Below are 22,725 nucleotides of genomic sequence, written 5' to 3' on the forward strand. Positions count from 1 at the left end.
CCCGCCGACGCCGGGCCGACGCCGCACCACGGACGCCCAGCGACCCCGGCACGACACTCGCCGGGCAGGACGGGGCGAGCGACGCACCACGGGCATCACCACCCGAGAACGCCACTCGCCGGACACGACGCGACGAACGCGGCGCCACGGACGCCCGGCGACCCCGGCACGCCACTCGTCCGGCACGACGCCGCGAGCGACGCACCACGGGCGTCGCCCTCCCCGACGACGCAGCGGAGTCGCGCACCCGTACCGCGGCAGCCCGCGCACCCGAAGCCCCCGTCCGCGTCAGCGACCGCGCCGGCGCCGCGCTCGCGCCGACCGCCACCGGTCGCGGGGAACGTGCGACGATCCTCCGCGATGAGCGACGCCTACGCGGCCTCCGGGGTCGACACCACCCAGTCCGACGCCGGCGTCGGCGCCCTGGTCGGGATCCTCAAGACGATCGAGACGGGGAAGCCGTCGCTGAACGTCCTCGCGTCCGGGCACTACGCGAGCGTCCTGCGGGTCGCGCCGAACCTCGGGATCGCGGTGGCCACGGACGGCGTCGGGTCGAAGCTCATCGTCGCCGAGGAGACGAACCGGCTGGACACCGTCGGGATCGACTGCATCGCGATGAACGTCAACGACCTCGTGTGCGTCGGCGCCGAGCCGATCGCGATGCTCGACTACCTCGCGGTCCAGGAGCCCGACGGCGAGCGGCTCGCCGCGATCGGCCGCGGCCTGAAGGCCGGGGCCGAGGACGCCGGGATCGAGATCCCCGGCGGCGAGCTCGCGGTCCTGCCCGAGCTCCTGCGCGGCCATCCCGACCCCGGCGGCTTCGACCTCTGCGGCACCGCGATCGGCACCGTCGGGCTCGACGAGCTCGTGACCGGCGCGGCGATCGAGCCCGGCGACGCCCTGATCGGCCTGCCGTCGAGCGGGATCCACTCCAACGGCTACACGCTCGCGCGCAAGGCGCTGCAGCGCGACGGCGGCCTGACCCTCGACGATCGGCCGGAGGAGCTCGGCGGCGCCTCGGTCGCCGACGCGCTGCTCGAGCCGACGGTCATCTACGTCCGCGCGATCGTCGAGCTGCTGCGCAGCGGCATCCCCGTCCGGGGCCTGAGCCACATCACCGGCGGCGGCCTGCTGAACCTCGTCCGCCTCGGCGCCCTCGACGCCCACGGCCGGCCCCACCCCGCGGCGAGCGCCGGCCCCCGCCTCGGCTTCGCGATCGAGGACCCGCTCCCGGTCCCGGGCGTCATGCGCCTCATCCAGCGCCTCGGCAGCGTCTCGGACGCCGAGATGTGGGAGGTCTTCAACATGGGCTGCGGCTTCGTCGCCGTCGTCGCCGACGAGCACGTCGACGCGGCGAGCGCCCTGCTCGCCGAGCGCCATCCCGGCACCCGCCGGATCGGGACGGTCACCGACCGCGGCGGCGTCTGCACGGCCCCCGGCGGGGTCGAGCTGCGCTGAGCCGGGGCGGGAACGGACGTTCGCTCCGGGTGCAACCCCGCGCCCGGAGAGGGTTAGGAAGCGATGAAGATCCCGGGCTCCGGCGCCGGATCCCGGCAAGATCCGGACCCGGCGGCCCGCGATCGCCCGTCACCCGCAAGGATGTGACGAGGCCGGCGCCCCGCCGAGCCGCCCTCCGACCGCCCTCCCGACCGCCTCGCCGACCCGGACCGCCCGAACGACCCCGTCCCGGTGACCATCGACGTCGGCACACTGCTCGCGGACCGCTACCGCCTCGAGGCCCAGATCGGGTCCGGTGGCATGTCGACGGTCTACCGGGCCTTCGACACCGTCCTGGAGCGGACGGTCGCGATCAAGCGGATGCACCGCGAGATCGCCGAGCACTCCGAGCAGCTCGAGCGGTTCCGCCGCGAGGCGCGCGCCGTGGCGCAGCTCAACCACCCGCACATCGTGCAGGTGATCGACGCCGGCGAGCACGACGACACGCCGTTCATCGTCTTCGAGCACGTCCGCGGGGAGACGCTGAAGGAGCGGATCCAGCGGGCCGGCCGCCTGCCGGTCACCGAGGCCGTGGCGTACGCGATCGAGATCGCCCGGGCCCTCGGCGCCGCGCACGACCGCGGCATCGTCCACCGCGACGTCAAGCCGCAGAACGTCCTCATCAACGAGGAGGGCCTGGCGAAGGTCACGGACTTCGGCATCGCGCGCACGCTCGAGGAGCACGGGCTGACCGCCGACGGCCGCGTGCTGGGCACGACCGACTACGTATCGCCCGAGCAGGCGATGGGCCACGAGGTCACCGGCCAGAGCGACGTCTACTCGCTGGGGATCGTCCTCTTCGAGATGCTCATCGGCGACGTCCCCTTCCACGGGGAGAACCAGGTCGCCGTCGCGATGAAGCACGTCCGCGAGGAGCTGCCGGACGTCCAGGCGCTGCGCCCGTCGGTCGGCGCCGCCCTCGCCGCGGTCGTCGACCGCGCCACGGCGAAGGACCTCGAGGTCCGCTACCCCGACACCGCGGACCTCATCGCCGACCTCGAGGACGTCCTCACCATCGAGGCGTCGCGCCGGGGCGAGGCGACCGGCGAGGCGACGGCGGTGCTGCGCAGCCTGCCGCCGCAGAAGCGCCGGCGGGCGAACCTGCGCCTGCGGCGCCGGGGCCTGCTGCTCGGGGCCGTCCTGCTCGTCGTGGCGGCGCTCGTCTTCGCCGCCGTCCAGCTGCTGCCGGACGCGACGACCCGCGGCACCGACCAGCGCCCCTCGACGCCGCCGGTGTCCGGCGAGCGCACGATCTCGCTGAGCCAGAACGCGGCGCACGACTACGACCCGCTCGGCGACAAGTCCGAGCACCCCGAGGACACGGCGAAGGTCCTCGACGGCGACCGCAGCACGGCCTGGACGACCGAGCAGTACCGCGGCGGCGTCTTCCCCTCGCCGAAGACCGGCGTCGGCATCTACCTCGACGTCGGGACGAGCACCGTCGCCGCGACGCGCCTGTCGATCGCCACGTCCACCCCCGGGTGGCAGGCGACGATCCTCGCGTCCGCGGGCGGCGAGGCACCGCCGTCGACGGTCCCGGACCCGGGCTGGGTCGAGGTCGGCTCGGTCGCGCAGGCGACGGCCCGCACGAACGTCGCGCTGCGCACGAACGGCCGCCGGTACCGGTACTACCTCGTCTGGATCACGCAGCTGCCGCCGGGCGCCGAGCGCGTCTCGATCGAGGCGCTGTCGCTCCTGCGGCGCGGCTGACGGTCGGTCCACGAGGCGCCCGCCGCCGGCGACGCCGCGGGGCCTCAGGCGCGGCGGCGCGCCTCGCGCACGACGACCGCCGGTCGCCGCACGAGCCCGCCGAGCCAGTCGCCGGCGGCGACGGGGGCCGCGTCCTGCGAGCGGACGGCCGCCACGCCGGTCGTGCTCGTCCCGGCCGCGCCCTGGTCCTCGGACGAGCCCGAGCTGCCGGTGGTCGTCGTGTCGGTCGTCGGCTCCTCGTAGCGCCCGACCTGGACGGTCACCGTCGCGTTCTTGCGCACGTTGCCGCCGTTGGGCACCTGCCGCTGGACGCGGCCGTCCTGGCCCTCGTCGGACACCGCGACCTCCGTCACCCGGGGCCGCAGGCCGGCGGCGCGCAGGGCGCGCTCCGCCTGGGCGCGGGTGCGGCCCTCGACGTTCGGGACGGCGACCTGGTCGTCCTCCTCGTCGGCCGGCGTCCGCGTGACGGTGAGGCGCACGGTCGAGCCCTCGTCGACCTTCGAGCGCGCGGCGGGGCTCTGCTCGGTCACCGTGCCGGCCTCGACGTCGGTCGAGTCGACCTCGGTGACCTCCGGCACGAGCCCGGCGTCGGTGATCGCCTTCTCCGCCGCGGCGCGGTCGAGGTCGGTGACCTTCGGCACCTCGACCTGGTCCTCGCTCGCGGGACCGGAGGACACGGTCAGCGTCACCTGGGTCCCCGGATCGATCCGCGTCTGCGCCGCCGGGGACACGCTGATCACGCGCCCGGCCTCGACGGTCTCCGACGCCTGCTCGGCGTCGGCGATGTCGTCCTCGGCGATCCCCGCCTGGACGAGGGCGCGGCGCGCGTCGGCGCGCGTCTGGCCGACCACCGCCGGGATCGTCAGCTGCGCCGGGCCGCTCGAGACGGTGAGCAGGACCTTCGACCCGTGCCGCACGCGCGCTCCGCGACGGGGCGAGGACCGGATGACGATCCCGCGACGGACGTCGGCGCTCGCCTGCTGCTCCGTGCTGACCCGGAAGCCGCGCTCCTCGAGCCGCTGCGTCGCGGCCGCCTCCGTCAGGCCGTTGAGCCGCGGGACGGTCTCCATCCGGCCGAAGATGAGGTAGCCGATGAGCGCCAGCGCCGCGAGCGTCGCGAGCGCGCCGGTCACCATCCACGCTCGCCGGCGTCGGCGTCGGGCCTCGTCGGCCTCCCGCGCCTCCTCCGGGGCCACGCCGGCCGGCACCGCCATCCCGGCCGCGGGCTGCAGCCAGCCGCCCGTCGGCATGTCGGCGCCGCGGGGCCCGGACGTCGGGTACGTGCCGCGCTCGGGCTCGGGCTCGCCGGACACGATCCGGTGCCGGACGCCCTGCAGGGCCGCGATGAACTCCTCGGCGTCGGCGAAGCGGTCGTCGACCGACTTCGCCAGCGCCCGCATGACGACGGCCTCGAGGTCCGCCGGGACGGCCGGGTTGACGACCGAGAGCGCCGGCGGGTCCTCGTTGACGTGCTTCAGCGCGATCGCCACCGGCTGATCCCCGTCGAAGGGCAGCCGGCCGGTCAGCATCTCGAAGAGGACGACGCCGACGGCGTAGAGGTCGGCGGCGGGCGTGATGTTCTGCCCCGACGCCTGCTCCGGCGAGAGGTAGTGCGCCGTGCCGACGATCATGCCGGTCTGCGTCATCTGCAGGTCGTCGACGGCGCGCGCGATGCCGAAGTCGGCGACCTTCAGCTGGCCGTCCGGTCCGACCAGGACGTTCTGCGGCTTGATGTCGCGGTGGACGAGGCCCCGGCGGTGGGCGTAGCGCAGGGCGTCGAGGACCTGGCTGATCTGGTCGATCGACTTGATCGGATCCAGCGGCGCCTGGTCGCGGATGACGTCCTTCAGCGTCACCCCGTCGACGAGCTCCATCGCCATGTAGGGGATGCCGTCCCAGTCGCCGCGGTCGAAGACCTGGACGATGTGGGGATGCTGGAGCCCGGCCGCGGACTGGCTCTCGCGCCGGAAGCGGGCGACGACCTGCGGGTCCTCGGCGAGCTGCTCGTGGAGGACCTTCAGCGCGACGTGCCGCCCGAGCTGCAGGTCCTCGCAGCCGAAGACGTCGGCCATCCCGCCCGTGCCGAGCCGGCGCTCGACGCGGTATCGGGCATCGATGGTCTGTCCCACCCGGTTCATGGCGCATCCCCCAGGATGACGTGCGAGCGATCGCGACGGCGCATCAGCGCGATCCCTCCGCGAGCGCGGCCTGCATGACCTGCTTGGCGATCGGCCCGGCGACGGGCCCGCCGAAGCCGGTCGTGTTCTCCACCACCGCGGCGACGGCGACGCGCGGGTTCTCCAGCGGCGCGAAGCCGATGAACCACAGGTCGTTGAGCCCCTTGGCGATGTTCAGCTCGGCGGTGCCCGTCTTGCCGCCGACCTGGAAGCCCTGGAGGGCCGAGGCGGTGCCCGTGCCCTCGTTCACGACGTCGCCCATCATCGAGCGCAGGTCGGACGCGGCCGAGCTCGACATGACGCGCCGGAAGAGCCGGCCCTCGACCCGCTCCTGGACGCGGCCGTCGGCGTCGACGACGCGATCGACGAGGTGCGGGCGCATGAGCCGTCCGCCGTTGGCGACGGTGGCGGCGACCATCGCCATCTGCAGCGGCGTGACCTGCAGCTTGTCCTGGCCGATGCCGAGGCGCCCGACGTCGACGAAGCGGCTCGTCGCCGGGATGAACCGGCTGTTGCGCCCGCGGGCGAGGAACTCGCCGGAGGGGCGCATCTGCGCCTTCGGGTAGTCCAGCGGCGGCAGCTCGCCGAACCCGAAGCGCTTCATGTACCGCTGCATCGTCGCCTTGCCGAGGTCGTTGGCGATGTTCGCGAAGGCGGTGTTCGTCGAGTGCGTCAGGTGGTAGCGCAGGGTCGTCGTCCCGGGGTCCTCGCCACCGGCGTTGTTCAGCGGCTGCCCGCTGAAGACCTGGCCGTTGGACCCGTCGATGAGCGAGTCCGGCGTGAACTTGCCGCTGTCCAGCGCGGCCGCCGCGGTGACGACCTTGAAGGTCGATCCCGGGACGTACGCCTCCTGCGTGGCCCGGTTGACGAGCGGGCGCGTCGTCTCGGCCTTGTTCAGGTCGGCGAAGTACTCCGGGTCCCGGATCGCCTTGTTCGGGTCCCAGCCGGGGACCGAGACCATCGCGAGGACCTTGCCGTTGCGCGGGTCCAGCGCCACGACCGACCCGCGCCGGCCGGCCAGCGCGGCGATCCCGGCGTTCTGGACGGCCGGCTCGAGCGTCGTGCGCACGTCGTCGCCGCGCTGGTCGCCCGAGACGAGCCGGTCGACCGCCGTGGCGAGCTTCACCGCCTTGCCGGCGAGCCAGTCGTTCTGGGAGCGCTCGAGGCCCGACTGCTGGCCGAGCGTCGTGTCGCTGTAGCCGACCGCGGCGACGTAGCGGGAGCCCTGCGGGTAGCGCCGCTTGTAGGCGGTGGTGTTCGTGTCCCGCGACCTCCTCGCGACGCTGCGCGCGAGGGTCGTGCCGTCGGCCGCGAGGATCCGCCCACGGGGCACCCGCTCGGCCCGGATGAGGTCGCGACGGTTCTGCGCGTTGTCGCGCAGGCCCTGGTCCTCGAACACCGTCCAGCGGGAGCTGAACGCCAGCAGCAGCCCGAAGAGCAGGACGAAGAGCGCGAAGAGGTTGCGGATCGGCTTGTTCACGCCGGTCTCCTCGCGTCCTCGGACACGCGCAGCAGCAGCGCCAGCAGGACGAAGTTCGCGAGCACCGACGAGCCGCCGTAGCTGATGAACGGGAGCGTGACGCCCGTGAGCGGGATGACCTTCGTGACCCCGCCGACGATGACGAACACCTGGAGCGCGAAGACCGCGGTGAGCCCGGTGGCCAGGAGCTTGCTGAACGGATCGCGGGCGAGGATCGCCACGCGGAAGCCGCGGTGGATGATCAGGAGGTAGGCGAGGAGGATCGCCGCGGCCCCGAGCAGGCCGAGCTCGTTCGTGATCAGCGCGTAGATCATGTCGGTCTGCGACGCCGGCAGCAGCGGCGTGGAGACGGTGCCGCCGTCGCTGATCGTCGTCCCGAGCTCGGCCTGGCCGAGCCCGCGGCCGAAGAGCCCCCCGTCGGCCTGGGCGAAGAGCGATTGCGCCAGCTGGTAGCTCGTCCCGTACTCGGGCGGCCGCGGCGAGACGTCGGCGCTGCCGAAGAGGATCGGGTCCAGCGGGGTGCGCCACGCGGCGACGCGATCCTGGACGTGCCCGACGCGGGAGCCGACCATGTACGCGCCCGCGGCGAACGCGCCGAGCCCGAACAGCGGGAACCGCAGCTTGCCGGTCGCGACGTAGATCAGCGCGAGGAACGCGCCGAAGAACATGAGCGACGAGCCGAGGTCGCGGATGAAGATGAGCAGCAGCATCGCGCTGCCCCAGATCGCCAGCAGCGGGCCGAGGTAGCGCAGCGGCGGCATCGCGACCCCGAGGACCTTGCGCCCGCCGTGGATGAGCACCTGCCGCGTGTCGCGCAGGTAGCTCGCGAGGAAGATGACGATCCCGAGCTTCGCGAACTCCGCCGCCTGGAAGCTCATCGGCCCGATCTTGATCGAGAGGTAGGCGCCGTTCGTCGCCTGCCCGATCACGGGGAACCGCGGCAGCATGAGCAGGACGATCGCCCCGAGCGCGATCGTGTACCGGTAGCGCTCGAGCTGGTGGTAGTCGCGCAGCGCGATCATCGTCGCGGCGAAGAGCCCGAGCCCGATGACGAACCACAGCGCCTGGGACCGGGCGAAGCTCTCGTCGATCCGGTAGAGCTCGACGAGCCCGAGGCACGCCAGCAGCGCGACGAGCGGGAAGATGAACGGGTCGGCGTTCGGCGCGGTGAAGCGGATGACGAGGTGCGCCGCGAGGCACAGCCCGAGGAACACGCCGCCGATGACGAGCGACGTGTTGCCGACGAAGTCGCCGCGCTTGAGGAAGATCGCCGTGAAGCCGGCGGTGATCAGGAGCGCGGAGGGCAGGAGCGCGAGCGCCTCGCGCGTGCGCGGCCTCACGGCTTGACGACCTCGCCCCGCTCCAGCTTCGACACGAGGTCGTTGGCGTCGGCCAGCGACCGCAGGCGGTGGTCGAGGAGCCGCCGGCGCAGCGGCGCGTCGACCTCGTCGACGGGGACGGCGGACGGGTAGTTCACCGAGTAGAGCTTCAGCCCGGCGGGCAGCTCGTACGGCAGGCCGCGGTAGACGGTCACGAGGCCCCGGTGATTGCCGACGAAGTACACCGTCTGGGACGCGAAGTACCCGCCGACGAGGACGCAGAAGAGCAGGAAGAGGACGATGAACGGCCCGGCGCGGACGCCGCGGCGCTTGCGCGGCGCGACCGCGGTCCGCGGCGTGCGCGGTCCGTCCGCGGACCCGCGCGGGGGACGCGGCTCCTCCGCGGACGCCGCCGCGGCGAGCTGGTCGGCGTCGACCCGCGGCAGCACCGCGGTGACCTGCTCGTGCGCCTGGGTCGGCTCCTCGTCGGCGGCGGGGCTCCCCGCGGCGAGCGCGGACGGCGCGGTCCCGGCGTTCTCGACCCGGAAGAGGAGGACGGTGATGTTGTCGCGCCCACCGGCCTCGTTCGCGCGGTCGACGAGCAGGTCGACCCGCTCGTCGAGCGAGCCCGGACCCGCGAGGATCTCCTCGATCTCCTCCTCGCTGAGCATCGCGGTGAGGCCGTCGCTGCACACGAGGAAGAGGTCGTCGTCCTCGACGTTCAGGACCTCGGAGTCGATCGCGACCTCGGGCTCGGGCCCGAGCGCACGGGTGATGATCGAGCGCTGGGGGTGCTCGAGCGCCTGCTCGGGCGTCAGCCGACCCTGCCGGACGAGCTCCTCGACGAGCGAGTGGTCGCGCGTCAGCCGCGTGAGCTCCTGCCCCCGCAGCCGGTAGAGGCGGCTGTCGCCGACGTGGACGACGACGAGCTGGCCCTCGTCGACGTAGGCGGCGGTGAGGGTCGTCCCCATCCCGGCGCGTCGCTGGTCGCGCAGCGCGCGCTCGTGGATCCGGCGGTTCGCCTCGGAGACCTGGTCGCGCAGGCGCTCGGCGACGGTCCCGCTGCCGGTGCCCAGGCCCTCCCGGAGGGTGTCGACCGCCACGCGGGAGGCGACCTCGCCCGCCTGGGCGCCGCCCATCCCGTCCGCGACCGCGAACAGGGGCGTCCGCGCCACGAACGAGTCCTCGTTGTGGGGGCGCTGGCGGCCGGTGTCGGTCCGCTGGGCGTGTTCGGCGACTTTCAGCACGGGGGACGGGTCGTCAGTCGTCGAGGTACGTGAACTCGGTGTCGCCGATCCGGATCCGGTCGCCGAGCTGGAGCGGCTGCGGTCCGGCGAGCGGCTCCTCGTTCAGGAACGTACCGTTCGTCGAGCCGAGATCCTCCACGATCACGACCCCAGCCTGTCGCACCAGGCGCGCGTGGCGTCCCGAGGCGTAGGCGTCGTCGATCCGGATGTCGACCTGGCTGCCCCGTCCGATCACCGCACCGGGGCCGACGTCGTACTCGTCGCCGGGCTGGTGACCGACGGCCCGCTCCACGCGCAGGCGCGGCTCGCCGGTGCCCGCCCCGACGGGTCCCTCGCCGCCCGGATCGTGGACCCCGGGGGCGAGCGCGCCGACGGCGCCGCGGCTCAGGTCCACGACGCTCGAGCGCGCGACCCAGGCGAGGAAGAGGTAGAGGACGGCGACGATGCCGAACTTCAGGGCGACGGACACCGGCTCGACGAGATCGGCGAGGGGCAGGCTCACGCGCCGGCCTCCACCCGCGCGACGATCGTGCCCAGCTCGAGCTGCGCGCCGGGACGCAGGGGCGCGGGACGGCCCGGCTGCACCGGCACGCCGTCGACCACGACGCCGTTCGTCGAGCCGAGGTCGTCGATCGTCCAGCCGTCGCGGCCGGGCCGGATCTCGCAGTGGCGCCGCGAGACCTCGGCGCTGGCGATCACGACGTCGCACTCGCGGCTGCGGCCGATGACGCCCCCGTCGGGGCCGATCGGCTCGCGCCGGCCCTCGAGCACGACCACGAGGCTCCGCGGCGGCGCCCCGGCGCGGGGTCGGGCGGCACCGGGGGCCCCGCCCGGCGGGGTCGGCACGCGCCCGGAGCGCGCGCGTCGCGGCTCGGCGACGGGTCCGGTCGGCTGCCGCGGGGCGGGGATCGGCGCGGCGTGGTCGGCCGGCGGCTCGGCCGGGCGCGCCGGGGACGGGGCGGGCGGCTCGTCGTCGGGGTCCTCGTGGATCGCGGCGACGCCGTAGCGGCTCGGCGGCAGCTCGTCGCCGCGATGCAGCCGCACGACCGGCGTGTGCGCGAGCGCGTAGCGCTGCTCGCGCGCGTGGACGAGCAGGTGGTTCGAGAGCTCCTCCAGCAGCGAGGGCCCGAGCCGGAGGATCCGGTCGTGGTCGTCGGGCGAGAGGTACACGTCGTAGTGGTGGGCGGCCCAGGTGCGGTCGAGTCCCTGGCGCCGGGTCGCCTCCATCTCCCGCGCGAGGCCGCGCGCGAGCTCAGCGGGGGTGACCTCGCTTCGGAACAGCCGGCCGAAGGTCCCCTCGACCAGGCCGGCAAGCTTGCTCTCGATGTCGCGCAGCACAGGAGGCTCGGGCTCGGTCCCCGGATGCTACGGGGTGCGCGGCGCTCGACGGGGCGTCGGAGCCGCGGCGGCCGTGCTCGGTGACCGCGCGACGACCGCCCCCGTGGCCAGCAGCAGCGCCACGAGGGGCAGGGCGGGACCGGCCGGAGCGCCCGCCGCGCGCAGCACGGACGCCGCGCCGGCGGCGACGGCGAGGACGAGCGCGAGGAGGAGCACGCCCGCCGCGATCCGGCGTCCGTGGGCATGGGCCGTGGCGCGACGCGCCCCGACGATCGCCGCGGCGCCGAGCAGCGCGGCGACCGGCACGGCGAGCGGGCCCAGCGCCGCGCCGGCCGCGGCGGCGACCGGCACGACGGGCACGAGCGCCGGCCGCGGGCGCGCGACGTGGACGTGGATCGCCGGGGACGGACCGGCGATCGGCGCGGGCCGGCGCGGCAGCGCGCGGGCCGGGTCGGCCACCGCGGGGGCGACGGCGACGCCGCGCTGCTCGAGGGCGCTCATCAGGGCCGCCTCGAGCTCGGCCACCGTGCCCCGCGCTGCGGGATCCTCGGCGGCCGCGCGGTCGATGGCGGCGACGAGATCCGGCTCGAGGTCGGGCCGGCGCAGGCGCAGCGACGGAAGGTCGCGGTGCGCGACGAGCAGCGCGCTCGCCGGCTTCCCGGTCGTGGACCCGGCCGGGTGCTCGCCCGTCAGCGCCTCGTGGAGGACGACCGCGAGGGCCCAGAGATCGCCCGCGGCGTCGCCGGGCCCGCCCTCGAGGCGCTCCGGCGACATGTAGGCGAGGGTCCCGACGATCCGCGGCGGCTCGCCGGGTGGGGTCGGCGCGGTCTCGGTCGCCGCCAGGCGGGCGATCCCGAAGTCCGCGAGCTTCGCCGGGGCGACCCCCGGATCGCACCGCGTCCCGCCGGCGCCGTCGACCCGGAACGCGCCGTGGGGCACGAGGACGTTCCGGGGCGTGACGTCGCGGTGCACGATCCCGCGCCCGTGCGCGTGACGCAGGGCGGCGCAGAGCGACACGCCGATCTGCAGCAGCTCCTCGTCGCTGTGCGTGTCGTCGGCGATCGTGCGGCGCAGCGTGTCCCCGGCGACGAGCTCCGTCACGAGCCAGACGTGCCCGGCGGCAGCGCCCAAGGCGTACACGGAGACGACCGCGGGGTGCCCGAGCCGCGCGGCGGCCCGGGCCTCGCCGAGCGCCTTCCCCCGGCCGTCCGCCGGCAGGCACTTCACCGCGACCGGTCGGCCGAGCTGGCGATCGAGCGCCTCCCAGACCGTTCCGGCGCCGCCGCGGCCGAGGACGCGCACGAGGACGTAGCGGCCCAGCACGAGCTCGCCGGGCACGAGCCCGCCGGGGGCGGACGACCGGCCCGGGGCGGCGGGCGGCACCGCCGGCGTCGCCGCGGAGGGCGGGGCCAGGCGGTCGGTGGCGGCGACGGTTCCCGTGCGCACGCCTCCCGTTTCGCGCTCCGCGTCGCGGCTCCTGCACGGGGCAGGCGGCCGCCCGGCGCTGCGGCGCGTCGAGGCACGCGCGCCGTCTACCCTGGTGCGAGCAGGAGGATCTCGGGCGTCCGCGGTGAACGAGGCCCGGGACCGCCGGACGATCGACCGGCCGAGCACTGCCACCTGCCCCAGGAGCGCACCCCGTGTCGTTCTTCGACGACGACGATTTCGACGAGCCGACGTACGTCGCCCACGAGGGCGAGTCGCGGCGTGCGTCGTCGCGGCGCCCCGGACTCGGCGGGCTCACCGGCGGGGGCGCGCCGCCCGACGCCCAGACCGCGCGCGTCCGGCAGATCGTGGCCCTCGGCGCGATCGTCTTCATCCTCATCCTCCTCACCGTCGCGGTGAACAGCTGCGTGAAGTCCGGGCGCAAGTCGGCGCTGCAGGACTACTCGCGCGACGTGACCGCCGTGCTGCAGGAGTCGCGCAGCGAGGTCGCCGACCCGCTCTTCGACGTCCTCTCCTCGGGCGAGGAGGCCAACGCGCTGCAGTCGCGCCTGAGCAGCATCCGCGAGGTCGCCTCCGACGAGGCCGACCGCGTCCAGGGCTTCAGCCCGCCCGGCGACGACCGCGGGAAGGCCGCCCAGCACGACCTCGAGCTGGCGATGAACCTCCGCGCCGAGGCGCTGCGCGTCATCGCCCAGGAGATCTCGCGCGCCCTCGCCGACGCGTCGACGAGCCAGGAGGCGCTCGACGCGATCGCGGGGCAGATGCAGGCGCTCCTGGCCAGCGACGTGATCCTGCTCAGCCGCACGAAGCCCCTGATCGACGAGGCGCTGCGCGACGCCGACGTCAGCGGCGCCGAGGTCCAGGCGCCGCGCGTCCTCACCGACTTCAGCTGGCTCGACGCCGACGGCCTCGGCGCGAAGCTCGGCAGCGGCGGGGGCGGCGGCGGATCGAGCTCGTCGGGCGAGGTCCGCGACCGCAGCGGCGAGACGCCCTCGTCGCCCGGGCTGCACGGCACGAGCATCACCGGCGTCACGATGGGCGGCACGCAGCTGAGCGCCGGCGCGTCCACCGCGGTCCCCGGCCGCAAGGTCGAGGTCCAGGTGAACAACGGCGGCGAGTCCGACGAGTCGCAGATCGAGGTCGGCGCGACGTTCGCGATCTCCGGCGGGCAGTCCGTGTCGACGAAGCGGGTGATCGCGACGCTCGCGCAGGGCCAGACCGCGACCGTCCCGCTGACGCTGCCCGCGGCCGTCCGCTCCGGCGTCGAGGGCGAGCTGACGATCACGGTCGGCGGCGTCCCCGGCGAGTCGAACATGGACAACAACAAGCAGACGTTCCAGGTCACGGTCGGCGGCTGAGCGGGATGGGCGGGTCGACGGAGACCTGGCAGGTCGTCGCCGCGGCCGCTGCGGTGGTCGGGCTGCTCGCCCTCCTCGGCGTCGCCGTCCTCGCGCTGCAGCTGCGACGGGTGCGCGGCGCCCAGCGCGCGGTCCTCGGCGACCTGGGGACCGCCGACCTCGTCGCGCACGCCGCGCAGCTCACGGCCCGCGTGGACGCGGCGACCGGCGAGTGGCGGACGCTCGCCGACGGGCTGTCGGCGCGGATGGGCGGCATCGAGGGCGCCCTGCTGCGCGTCTTCTCGCGGCACGGCATGGTCCGCTACGACGCCTACGGCGAGCTCTCGGGCCAGCAGTCCTGTTCCCTGGCGCTGCTCGACGTCCGCGGCGACGGCGTGGTCATCACGTCGATCCACCACCGCGACCAGGCCCGCCTGTACGTCCGTCGGATCCTCGGCGGGCGGCCCGAGCACCGCCTCGCGCCGGAGGAGGACGAGGCGCTCGCCCTCGCGCTCGGTCACGGCGCGATCCGCCGGGACGGGACGATCGAGGGCACCCCGCCGGCGCCGCGCCCCGACGGCGCGGACTGAGCGCGTCGCCCTCCGCGCCGAGCGGGGCCGCGCCAGGCGCGCGGGAGCGGGCGGGCTCGAACCCGTGAAGCCCCGGTGTCCATGGGGCCACGCCGGCTCGACGGCGCCGCGGGCCCGGGTATCCTCCGCCGCGGAGCAGGAGCATGCACGCCGGCGACGCACCAGCCACGGTCGTACCGCTCGTCCCCCGGGGATCGGGCGGCGCCGCACGCCGCGGCGGCGCGCCGAGCGCGACGCGGCCGGCGCGGGACGCCTCGCCGCCGCCCGCGGCCAGCTCCTCCCACGTGCTCGTCCTCAACGCGACGTACGAGCCGATACACGTCTGCGGCGTCCGGCGCGCCACCGTCCTCCTGCTGAAGGAGAAGGCGGAGGTGATCGAGGCCGGCCTCGGCGAGCTACGCGCGGAGCGCACGGCCCTCGCCCGCCCCGCCGTCATCAGACTCAGGACCTACGCGCCCGTGCCTCGGCACGGGCGTCGTCGTCTCACGAGGCGCGCGGTGTTCGCTCGCGACGACTGGTCCTGCCAGTACTGCGGCTCGCGCGGCGACCTCACCGTCGACCACGTCATCCCGCGGTCCAAGGGCGGGTCGAGCGAGTGGGAGAACATCGTCGCCTGCTGCGCGCCGTGCAACCGGCGCAAGGCGGACCGGCTGCCGCACCAGGCGCGGATGTTCCCGCGCCGCTCGCCGCGGCCGCCGCACCCGTCGGTGTTCATCCAGGTCGCGTGCCCCCGGGTGCCCGACAGCTGGCACGCCTGGCTCGGCCAGGCGGCCTGACGGCGCGTCCGTCGGCGGGGACCCCTCGCGGGCGCACCGCTGCAGTGCGTGCCGGACGTCGGCCGGGGCGATGCGCCCGCGAGGCGCGCCCACGACGACGCGCGGCGCCCAGAGGGCGCCGCGCTTGACCGGGTGCCTCGAGGCACCCGCAGAGTCGGACCGGTGGCCCGGTCAGGAGCTCCACGTCTCCACGCCAGTCTCGTGGGCGGGGACAACATCCGCTGGGACGAGGGCGGAACTCCTGATCCGGGATGACGCGTCGGGTGCGCGTCACCGGAGGCCGATCACGGCTGCGTCAGCGCGCAGCCACCTCCTGCGTCCCGTGGCTACTGTCGTAGATTCGGACCACCTCCTTTCTCTGGTGCAAGCGGGTCGAGGCGACGGTAGCACCGGCCGCCGACGAGGTCGAGGGGAAGGGACGTCCGGACGCGTCGACCCGGGAGTTCGAGTCCTGGACGCGGCCGGGAGCGAGGACGCTCACGGGCGCGACGGCCGGCGGGGCGGCGCGCCCCCGTCGCCGAGGAGCCGCGACCGCGACGCCGGACCCGGGCTCAGCGCGCCGTCCGCGGCAGCGACCGGCCACCGGCCACGACGAGGCGCACGGCGCTTCCGCGCGGCACGTCGACCGTGCGGCGCACCGCGCCGGCGCGCGTCGAGCGGACGCGGGCGACCGAGCGCCAGGCCCCGCAGCCGCGGCGGACCTCGATCCTCGCCGGAGCGCGCGCGGCCCCGCGTCCGGCGACCGTCACCCGCTCGCCGCGCCGCGCCATCCCGGTGATCCGCACGGCGCGGTCCCGCCCGGCGGCGCTGGAGCGCCCCGTGCCCGCGACGACGCGGTACCGCGTCCGGGCGGCCACGCGGCGGGCGGGCGCGGCGACCCCGACGTCGACGCGGCCATGCGCATCGGCCCGACCTCGGACCACCGTGCGCCACGCGCCGCCGGTGGAGCGCTCGACCCGGACCGCGCCGCCGGCGCGCGCGAGCGGGACCTCGGCGCGGATCCGGTCGTGGCGGCCCCTCGTCGCGACGTCGACGATCGCGGGCCGGCCGAGGCACTCCGCGACGCCGCCGCCGGGCTCCGTCGCCGTCGGGGGGCGGGGCTCGTCGCAGGAGAACCCGTCCTCGACGCGCTTCCTCCCGCCGTCCTTGCGGATCGTGAACGCATCGAGGACGGCGCCGACGGGCTTGTCCGTCGTCGTGCCGGGGCCCTTGCCGATGATCGTCGCGCGCAGGCCCAGGCGGTCCGGACCCACGCAGATCTCCTGGGCGGTCGAGGTCTGCCCGACGATCGCGCGGGCGGTCGCGCCGTTGGCGATCCAGTCGGCCCCGGGCGGGGTGCCGAGGTCGTAGTACTTCGGGCTGCTGACGCTCACGACGTACTGGGGACCGTCGGGGTGCCCGTTGACGAACCCGCGGCCGTAGGCGTGCGTGTGGCCCTGCAGCACGAGGTCGACGTCGCGACGCTCGAGGATCTCCAGCCACGACCGGCGCACCCGCGCGGCCTGCGAGTGGTGCTGGTCGGCGCTGGAGAAGACCGGGATGTGGAAGAAGACGACCGTCCACCGCTGGGTGCTCTCGGCGATCGTCCGGTCCAGCCACGCCGCCTGCTGCGGGGACGGGTCGTAGCCGAGGTTGTCGCCGGTGTTGAGGCCGATGAACCGGACGCCCTGGTGGTCGAAGACGTAGTTCGTGTCGCTGAAGCCCGGCACGCCGTTGCGCGGGAAGCGGAAGTGCGTGCGGAACGTCCGCGCGCTCGCGTCGGCGTCGACGAACGGCAGGCGGTCGGTCGTCCCCACGTACTCGTGGTTGCCGGGGACGGAGAAGACGTTGATCCGCTCGATCGTGCCGCGCTGCCCGCCGAACCACTGGCCCCACTCGCGGTCCTCGTTCGGCGCGTTGACGAGGTCTCCGACGTGCATGACGAGGCGCGCGTCGGAGACCGCGTCGAAGGCCGGTCGGACCCATCGGGCCCAGGTGTCGAGCTCCTCCTGGGCGTCGCCGAGGTACAGCCACCGCCACGGCGCCCGCAGGCCGTCCGTGGCGGTGCGGAACGCGTGCCAGGGCGACCACGCGCCGTCGTGCCCGACGCGGTAGCCGTAGGTCGTGTCCGGTCGCAGCCCGGTGAGGGTCACGGCGTGGTGCCGAGCCCCGCGCAGGAGCTCGCTCTCGTCGGGCGTGGCGCTGCGGATCGCGCGGCCGTCGGCCGCCCGCAGCTGAAGGCTGCCCCCCGCGCCGTCGGGGGCCCGCCAGGTGACCGTCTGCGAGCGCGCCGGATCAGCGGTGGGGTTCAGCGCGACGCGGTCCGGCGCGGCGGCCGAGGCCGCGGTCGGGCCGCCGAGCAGCGCGGCGAGCACGGCGACCACGGCACCTGAGCGACGGCTTCGAGGTGGCGCGAAGAGCGAGAGATGGCGCACGGCCCCTCGCAGGCTACCCGTCGGTCGGAGGCGGGTGGCACCGGATCGTGAACGGGGACCGCGCTCCCGCGAGGCGCGTCCGCCGTCGACGTGCACGGGGCGACGGCGGCACGGCTCGCGACGAGCCGAGCCGGCCCGGGGGGCCGGTCACGACCGACCGGACGCTGCCGCCGGGCCGGTCGCGGCGGCGACCGGTCCGGCGGCAGCCGGTCAGGCGTCCGTCGGCGCGTCGTCCGCCGGCGGGGGCGCCTCGCCGCCCGCATCGACGGCGTCGGCGCCGGGCGGCACCGCGCCGTCCTCGAGGGCGACCGTCGGGTCGGCGGCCGTCTCCTCGACGACGCGGGCGATCGCGCGCACGCGGTCGTCGTCGCGGACGTTCATGACCTTCACCCCCTGCGAGTTGCGGCCGTAGCGGTTGATCCCCTTGACCGAGGTCCGCTGGACCATGCCGCCCTCGCTGATGAAGACGAGGCCCTCGTGCTCGCGGACGACGAGCGCACCGGCGAGGCCGCCCTTCGTCTCGGTGAGCTGGATCGTCTTGACGCCCTTGGCCCCGCGGCTCGTCTTGCGGTACTCCCGCACGAGCGTCCGCTTGCCGAACCCGTTCTCCGTCACGACGAGCAGGTCGAGGTCGTCCTGAGCGACGTCCATCGCGATCACGGAGTTCTTCCTCGCGTCCGCCCCGACGTCCATGCCGCGCACGCCGGTCGTGTCGCGGCCCATGGCGCGCGCGTCGTCCTCGCCGAAGCGGACGGCCAGGCCCTGCTTGGAGACCATCACGACCTCGTCGCCGGGGTCGACGTTGCGCACCGCGATCAGCTCGTCGTCGTCGCGGACCTTGATGGCGATGATGCCGTCGGCCTTGATCGGCGTGTTGTACGCCTGCAGCTCGGTCTTCTTCACCGTGCCGTTGCGCGTGGCGAAGATGAGGAACTGCGTCTCGTTGAAGTCCCGGGTGGAGAGGACGGACTGGATCCGCTCGTCCTCGCGCAGCGGCAGGAAGTTGCGCAGGAAGCGCCCCTTGGACTGACGCGAGGCCTCCGGCAGCTCGTAGACCTTCGAGCGGTAGACCTTGCCGCGGTTGGAGAAGAACAGCAGGTAGTCGTGGCTCGAGCACACGAAGAGGTGCTCGATGTAGTCGCCGTCCTTCATGTTCATGCCGGTGACCCCGACCCCGCCGCGACGCTGCTGGCGGTAGGTGTTCAGCGGCAGCGACTTGATGTAGCCGTCCTGCGTGATGGTGATGACCATCTGCTGGTCGGCGATCAGGTCCTCGATGTCGATCTCGCCCTCGGCGTGGGTGATGATCGTGCGACGCTCGTCGCCGAAGCGCTCCTTGATGTCCGTGAGCTCCTCCTTGATGAGCTCGAGGACCTGCTGCTCGTCGCCGAGCAGCTCGCGCAGCTCGCGGATGCGCTCCATGACGTCGGCGTGCTCGGCGCGGATCGCGTCGCTCTCCAGCGCGGTGAGCTGGGCGAGGCGCAGGTCGAGGATCGCCTGGGCCTGGATGAGCGTCAGCCCGAAGCGGCTCATGAGCTCGCCGCGGGCCGTCTCGCGATCGGACGAGTTGCGGATGACCGCGATCACCGCGTCGAGGTTGTCCAGCGCGATGAGGAGGCCCTCGAGGACGTGCGCCCGGGCCTCCTTCTGCGCGAGCTCGAACTTCGCGCGGCGGACGACGACCTCGCGCTGGTGGTCGACGTAGGCGCGGAGGATCTCGCGCAGGTTCAGCGTCCGCGGCACGCCGTCGACGAGCGCGACCATGTTCACGCCGAACGTCGTCTGCATGTTCGTGTGCTTGAACAGCTTGTTCAGCACGACCTTCGGCAGGACGTCGCGCTTCAGCTCGATGACGAGGCGCATGCCGCGCTTGTCCGACTCGTCCCGGATGTCGGAGACCTCGGGGATCTTCTTCTCGTTCGCGAGGTCCGCGATCTTCCGGATGAGGCCGTTGTCGCCGCCCTTCTTCACCTCGTAGGGCAGCTCGGTGACGACGATCGCCTCCTTGCCCTGGCTCAGCGGCTCGATGTGGGCCTTCGCCTGGATCCGGACCCGGCCGCGGCCGGTCTCGTAGGCGTCCTTGATCCCCCCGGTGCCGAGGATGATCCCGGCGGTCGGGAAGTCCGGGCCCTTGAGGTGCTGCATGAGCCCCTCGATCGAGATCGCCGGGTCCTCGATGAAGGCGATCGTCGCGTCGATCGCCTCGCCGAGGTTGTGCGGCGGGATCTTCGTCGCCATGCCGACGGCGATGCCGGCGGAGCCGTTGACGAGGAGGTTCGGGAAGCGGGCCGGCAGGACGTCGGGCTCGGTCGTGCGGCCGTCGTAGTTCGGCGAGAAGTCGACCGTGTCCATGTCGAGGTCGCGCAGCATCTCCAGCGCGAGCCTCGTGAGGCGCGCCTCGGTGTAGCGCATCGCCGCGGCCGGGTCGTCGTCGATCGAGCCGAAGTTGCCCTGACCGTCGACGAGCTCGTAGCGCATCGCGAAGTCCTGGGCGAGGCGCACGAGGGTGTCGTAGATCGACGAGTCGCCGTGCGGGTGGTAGTTGCCCATCACCTCGCCGACGATGCGGGCGCACTTCGCGTACCCGCGGGTCGGCCCGATGCCGAGCTCCGACATGCCGTAGAGCACTCGCCGGTGGACGGGCTTCAGGCCGTCGCGCACGTCGGGCAGCGCGCGGCCGACGATCACCGACATCGCGTAATCGAGGTACGCGGTGCGCATCTCGTCCTCGAGCGCGCGGGGCTCGATGTTGCCGCCGCTGATCACCTCGGTCGCCATCTATCGGTCCTCGTTCGTACGGTGGGTCGTGCTGAGCCGGGGGTGGCTCAGACGTCGAGGTTCACGACCTGGCGGGCGTGCTCCTCGATGAAGTCGCGGCGGAACTCGACGTGCTCGCCCATGAGCATCGAGAACAGGCGGTCGGCCGCGGCCGCGTCCTCGATCGTGACCTGCTGCAGCGTGCGGTGCTGCGGGTCCATCGTCGTCTCGCCGAGCTGGTCGGCGTTCATCTCGCCCAGGCCCTTGAAGCGGGACAGCTGCACCCCGCGCGAGGCGATCCGCATCACCTGGCGGCCGAGCTCCTCGAACGTCTCGGCCTCGGCCGTCCGCTCGCCGAGGGCGATCTGGAACGGCGGCGGGCCGATGAGCTGCACGAGCTGCTGGTGGACCTTCACGAAGCCCGTGTACTCGGCGCTGTCGAAGAGGTTGCGGTCGAGGCGGTGCGTGCGGCGGAGGTTCGTCTTCTTCTCCGTCGTGCGGATCTCGAGGTGCTCGTCGTCGGAGCCCAGGAGCTCGACGTGGATGCCCGTCTCCTCCTCCGCGCGGTCGGAGCGCAGGCGCGCGAGCACGTTGTCCGTGCCGGTGATCCCGTCGTGCACGAGCCCGGTCGAGGCGAGGAACTGCACGACATCGGAGCCGTGCTCGGCCCGCAGCGCGCTGCCCCACCCCTCGTGCTGCTTGCGCAGCCGGCCGAACTTCTGCCACTTGGCGGGCGTGAGCTTCGCGGCGGCGCCTCCGGCGGCGAGGATCTCGAAGGACTCGAGCTTGTCGGCGAGGAGGTGCTCCTCGAGCTCGGACTCCTTCTCGATGTAGCGATCCTTGGAGCCCTGCTTGAGCTTGTAGAGCGGCGGCTTGGCGATGTAGACGTAGCCGGCCTCGATCAGCGGCTGCATCTCGCGGAAGAGCAGCGTGAGCACGAGCGTCCGGATGTGGGCGCCGTCGACGTCGGCGTCCGTCATGAGGATGAGCTTGTGGTACCGCGCCTGCTCGATGTCGAACTCGTCGCGCACGCCGGTGCCGATCGCGGTGATCAGCGCCTGGACCTCGTTGTTCTGGAGGACCTTGTCGATCCGCGCCCGCTCGACGTTCAGGATCTTGCCGCGCAGCGGCAGGATCGCCTGGGTGTTCCGGTCGCGGCCCTGCTTCGCCGAGCCGCCGGCCGAGTCGCCCTCGACGATGAAGAGCTCCGCCAGCGACGGGTCCTTCACCGAGCAGTCGGCGAGCTTGCCCGGCAGGCGCGAGTTCTCCAGCGCGCTCTTGCGGCGCGTGAGGTCGCGGGCCTTCCGGGCGGCGGTGCGGGCCTGCGCGGCCTGGACGGCCTTGCGGATGACCGCGCGGGCGTCCTGCGGGTTCTCCTCGAAGAACTCGGCGAGCTTCTCGTTGACGACCTTCTGGACGAAGCCCTCCATGCCCGGGTTGCCGAGCTTCGTCTTCGTCTGGCCCTCGAACTGGGGGTTCGTGAGCTTCGCCGAGATGACGGCGGTCAGGCCCTCGCGGACGTCCTCGCCCGAGAGCGCCGGGTCCTTCTCCTTCAGCTCGCCCTTGTCGCGGGCCCACTTGTTGATCGTCCGCGTCAGCGCTGAGCGGAAGCCCGAGAGGTGCGAGCCGCCCTCGTGCGTGTTGATGTTGTTCGCGAAGGAGAAGACGGACTCCTGGTAGGTGGAGTTCCACTGCATCGCGATCTCGACGCCGCCGCCCTCGGAGGCGTCCTCGCCCTCGAACCAGACGACCTTCCGCTGGATCGGGTCCTTGCCGTCGTTGAGGAACGAGACGAAGTCGGCGATGCCGCCCTCGTAGTGGAAGTCGACCCGCTTGCCGTCGCCGCGCTCGTCGACGAGCTCGATCCGCAGGCCGCGCGTGAGGAACGCCGTCTCGCGGAGGCGCTGCTCGAGCGTCGTCCAGTCGTACTCCGTCGTCTCGAAGATCTCGGAGTCCGGCAGGAACGTGATCGTCGTGCCGGTCGACTGGCCCTTCGCCAGCGGCGGCCCCTTGACGAGCTCGCCCTGCGGGATGCCGCGCGAGTACTCCTGGGTCCAGACGTGGCCGTCGCGGCGGACCTCGACCGTCAGCGACTCCGAGAGCGCGTTGACGACCGACGAGCCGACGCCGTGCAGGCCGCCGGAGACCTTGTAGCCGCCGCCGTCGCCGAACTTGCCGCCGGCGTGCAGGACGGTGAGCACGACCTCGACGGTCGGGCGGCCCGTGTCGTGCATGGCGACCGGGATGCCGGCGCCGTCGTCGGAGACCGTGACGGAGTTGTCCGGGTGGATGGCGATCCGGACGACGTCGTTGCGGCCCGCGAGCGCCTCGTCGACCGAGTTGTCGACGATCTCCCACACGAGGTGGTGCAGGCCCCGCACGCCGGTGGAGCCGATGTACATGCCGGGCCGGTGACGGACGGCCTCGAGCCCCTCGAGGACGGTGATGTCCCCGGCGTCGTACGAGTCGGCCAGCTTGGCGGCCTCGACCGCCTGCGGCGTCGCGCCTGCCGCGGCCAGCTCGTCGGGGTCAGGGCTGTCAGTCGTCGTCATGGGCCTCCGTGCAGCAGAAACGCCCCGGTCCGGAGTCCTAGGACGACGGGCGGGGCGCACCGAGCGAATCAGCTCCCCAGGGTAC

Annotated in this window: 15 protein-coding genes; 5 read left to right on the forward strand and 10 right to left on the reverse strand. The window is 73.9% G+C overall.

What is annotated here, in order from left to right; all coding sequences use genetic code 11:
- Positions 1–360 precede the first annotated feature (360 nt).
- On the forward strand, positions 361–1,458 hold the full coding sequence (gene purM / locus SK069_RS12640; RefSeq protein WP_319954602.1) for a phosphoribosylformylglycinamidine cyclo-ligase: 1,098 nt from the start codon (positions 361–363) through the stop codon (positions 1,456–1,458).
- Positions 1,459–1,689: 231 nt separating this feature from the next.
- A complete protein-coding gene (locus tag SK069_RS12645) occupies positions 1,690–3,207 on the forward strand; it encodes a protein kinase domain-containing protein (protein WP_319954603.1) in 1,518 nt (505 codons plus the stop codon).
- A 44-nt stretch (positions 3,208–3,251) separates the two neighbouring features.
- On the opposite strand, the gene pknB is transcribed toward SK069_RS12645, so the two are convergent.
- Genes pknB through SK069_RS12680 form a run of 7 tightly spaced genes read right to left on the reverse strand, consistent with a single transcriptional unit; the run spans position 3,252 to position 12,214 of the window.
- Positions 3,252–5,345, reverse strand: a complete 2,094-nt coding sequence (gene pknB, locus SK069_RS12650; protein WP_319954604.1) for a Stk1 family PASTA domain-containing Ser/Thr kinase — start codon at positions 5,343–5,345, stop codon at positions 3,252–3,254.
- Between the two features lie 43 nt (positions 5,346–5,388).
- Positions 5,389–6,864 carry a peptidoglycan D,D-transpeptidase FtsI family protein gene (locus SK069_RS12655; protein ID WP_319954605.1) on the reverse strand — a complete coding sequence of 492 codons (1,476 nt, stop codon included), beginning with the start codon at positions 6,862–6,864 and terminating at the stop codon, positions 5,389–5,391.
- A complete protein-coding gene (locus tag SK069_RS12660; RefSeq protein ID WP_319954606.1) occupies positions 6,861–8,204 on the reverse strand; it encodes an FtsW/RodA/SpoVE family cell cycle protein in 1,344 nt (447 codons plus the stop codon). Before SK069_RS12660 ends, SK069_RS12655 begins: the two co-directional genes overlap by 4 nt.
- Complete coding sequence (locus SK069_RS12665) at positions 8,201–9,430, reverse strand: Stp1/IreP family PP2C-type Ser/Thr phosphatase (RefSeq protein ID WP_319954607.1); 1,230 nt, start codon at positions 9,428–9,430, stop codon at positions 8,201–8,203. Before SK069_RS12665 ends, SK069_RS12660 begins: the two co-directional genes overlap by 4 nt.
- A gap of 13 nt (positions 9,431–9,443) precedes the next feature.
- Positions 9,444–9,932 (reverse strand): FHA domain-containing protein, encoded by a 489-nt coding sequence (locus tag SK069_RS12670; protein ID WP_319954608.1) that lies wholly within the window; start codon positions 9,930–9,932, stop codon positions 9,444–9,446.
- Entirely contained in the window at positions 9,929–10,768 is an 840-nt protein-coding gene (locus tag SK069_RS12675; protein ID WP_319954609.1) for a DUF3662 and FHA domain-containing protein, read from the reverse strand. The genes SK069_RS12670 and SK069_RS12675 overlap by 4 nt, the downstream gene beginning before the upstream one ends.
- Positions 10,769–10,795: 27 nt before the next feature.
- Positions 10,796–12,214, reverse strand: coding sequence for a serine/threonine-protein kinase (locus SK069_RS12680; RefSeq protein WP_319954610.1), 1,419 nt, complete (start codon positions 12,212–12,214; stop codon positions 10,796–10,798).
- Between the two features lie 194 nt (positions 12,215–12,408).
- On the opposite strand from SK069_RS12680, the gene SK069_RS12685 reads away from it, so the two are divergent.
- The 3 genes from SK069_RS12685 (at position 12,409) to SK069_RS12695 (ending at position 14,917) form a co-directional block, all read left to right on the forward strand.
- Positions 12,409–13,572: a hypothetical protein gene (locus SK069_RS12685; protein ID WP_319954611.1), complete on the forward strand. Its 1,164-nt coding sequence runs from the start codon at positions 12,409–12,411 to the stop codon at positions 13,570–13,572.
- A 5-nt stretch (positions 13,573–13,577) separates the two neighbouring features.
- A complete protein-coding gene (locus SK069_RS12690) occupies positions 13,578–14,141 on the forward strand; it encodes a DUF4446 family protein (RefSeq protein WP_319954612.1) in 564 nt (187 codons plus the stop codon).
- A 284-nt stretch (positions 14,142–14,425) separates the two neighbouring features.
- Positions 14,426–14,917 carry an HNH endonuclease gene (locus SK069_RS12695; RefSeq protein ID WP_319954613.1) on the forward strand — a complete coding sequence of 164 codons (492 nt, stop codon included), beginning with the start codon at positions 14,426–14,428 and terminating at the stop codon, positions 14,915–14,917.
- 551 nt (positions 14,918–15,468) lie between these two features.
- Here the strand turns inward: SK069_RS12695 and SK069_RS12700 are convergent.
- The 3 genes from SK069_RS12700 to gyrB form a co-directional block, all read right to left on the reverse strand.
- Positions 15,469–17,280: a metallophosphoesterase family protein gene (locus SK069_RS12700; RefSeq protein ID WP_319954614.1), complete on the reverse strand. Its 1,812-nt coding sequence runs from the start codon at positions 17,278–17,280 to the stop codon at positions 15,469–15,471.
- Between the two features lie 261 nt (positions 17,281–17,541).
- Positions 17,542–20,109 (reverse strand): DNA gyrase subunit A, encoded by a 2,568-nt coding sequence (gene gyrA, locus SK069_RS12705; RefSeq protein ID WP_319954615.1) that lies wholly within the window; start codon positions 20,107–20,109, stop codon positions 17,542–17,544.
- A gap of 47 nt (positions 20,110–20,156) precedes the next feature.
- Positions 20,157–22,640 carry a DNA topoisomerase (ATP-hydrolyzing) subunit B gene (gyrB, locus tag SK069_RS12710; RefSeq protein WP_319954616.1) on the reverse strand — a complete coding sequence of 828 codons (2,484 nt, stop codon included), beginning with the start codon at positions 22,638–22,640 and terminating at the stop codon, positions 20,157–20,159.
- Positions 22,641–22,725 lie beyond the last annotated feature (85 nt).

The organism is Patulibacter brassicae (genome assembly GCF_033949425.1).
GTDB classification, from domain to species: domain Bacteria; phylum Actinomycetota; class Thermoleophilia; order Solirubrobacterales; family Solirubrobacteraceae; genus Patulibacter; species Patulibacter brassicae.

Excerpts from the sequence above, each read along its gene's own strand:
- purM (WP_319954602.1), top strand. The coding sequence starts at position 361 with ATGAGCGACGCCTACGCGGCCTCCGGGGTCGACACCACCCAGTCCGAC.
- pknB (WP_319954604.1), bottom strand. The coding sequence starts at position 5,345 with ATGAACCGGGTGGGACAGACCATCGATGCCCGATACCGCGTCGAGCGC.
- SK069_RS12690 (WP_319954612.1), top strand. The coding sequence starts at position 13,578 with ATGGGCGGGTCGACGGAGACCTGGCAGGTCGTCGCCGCGGCCGCTGCG.
- gyrA (WP_319954615.1), bottom strand. The coding sequence starts at position 20,109 with ATGGCGACCGAGGTGATCAGCGGCGGCAACATCGAGCCCCGCGCGCTC.
- gyrB (WP_319954616.1), bottom strand. The coding sequence starts at position 22,640 with ATGACGACGACTGACAGCCCTGACCCCGACGAGCTGGCCGCGGCAGGC.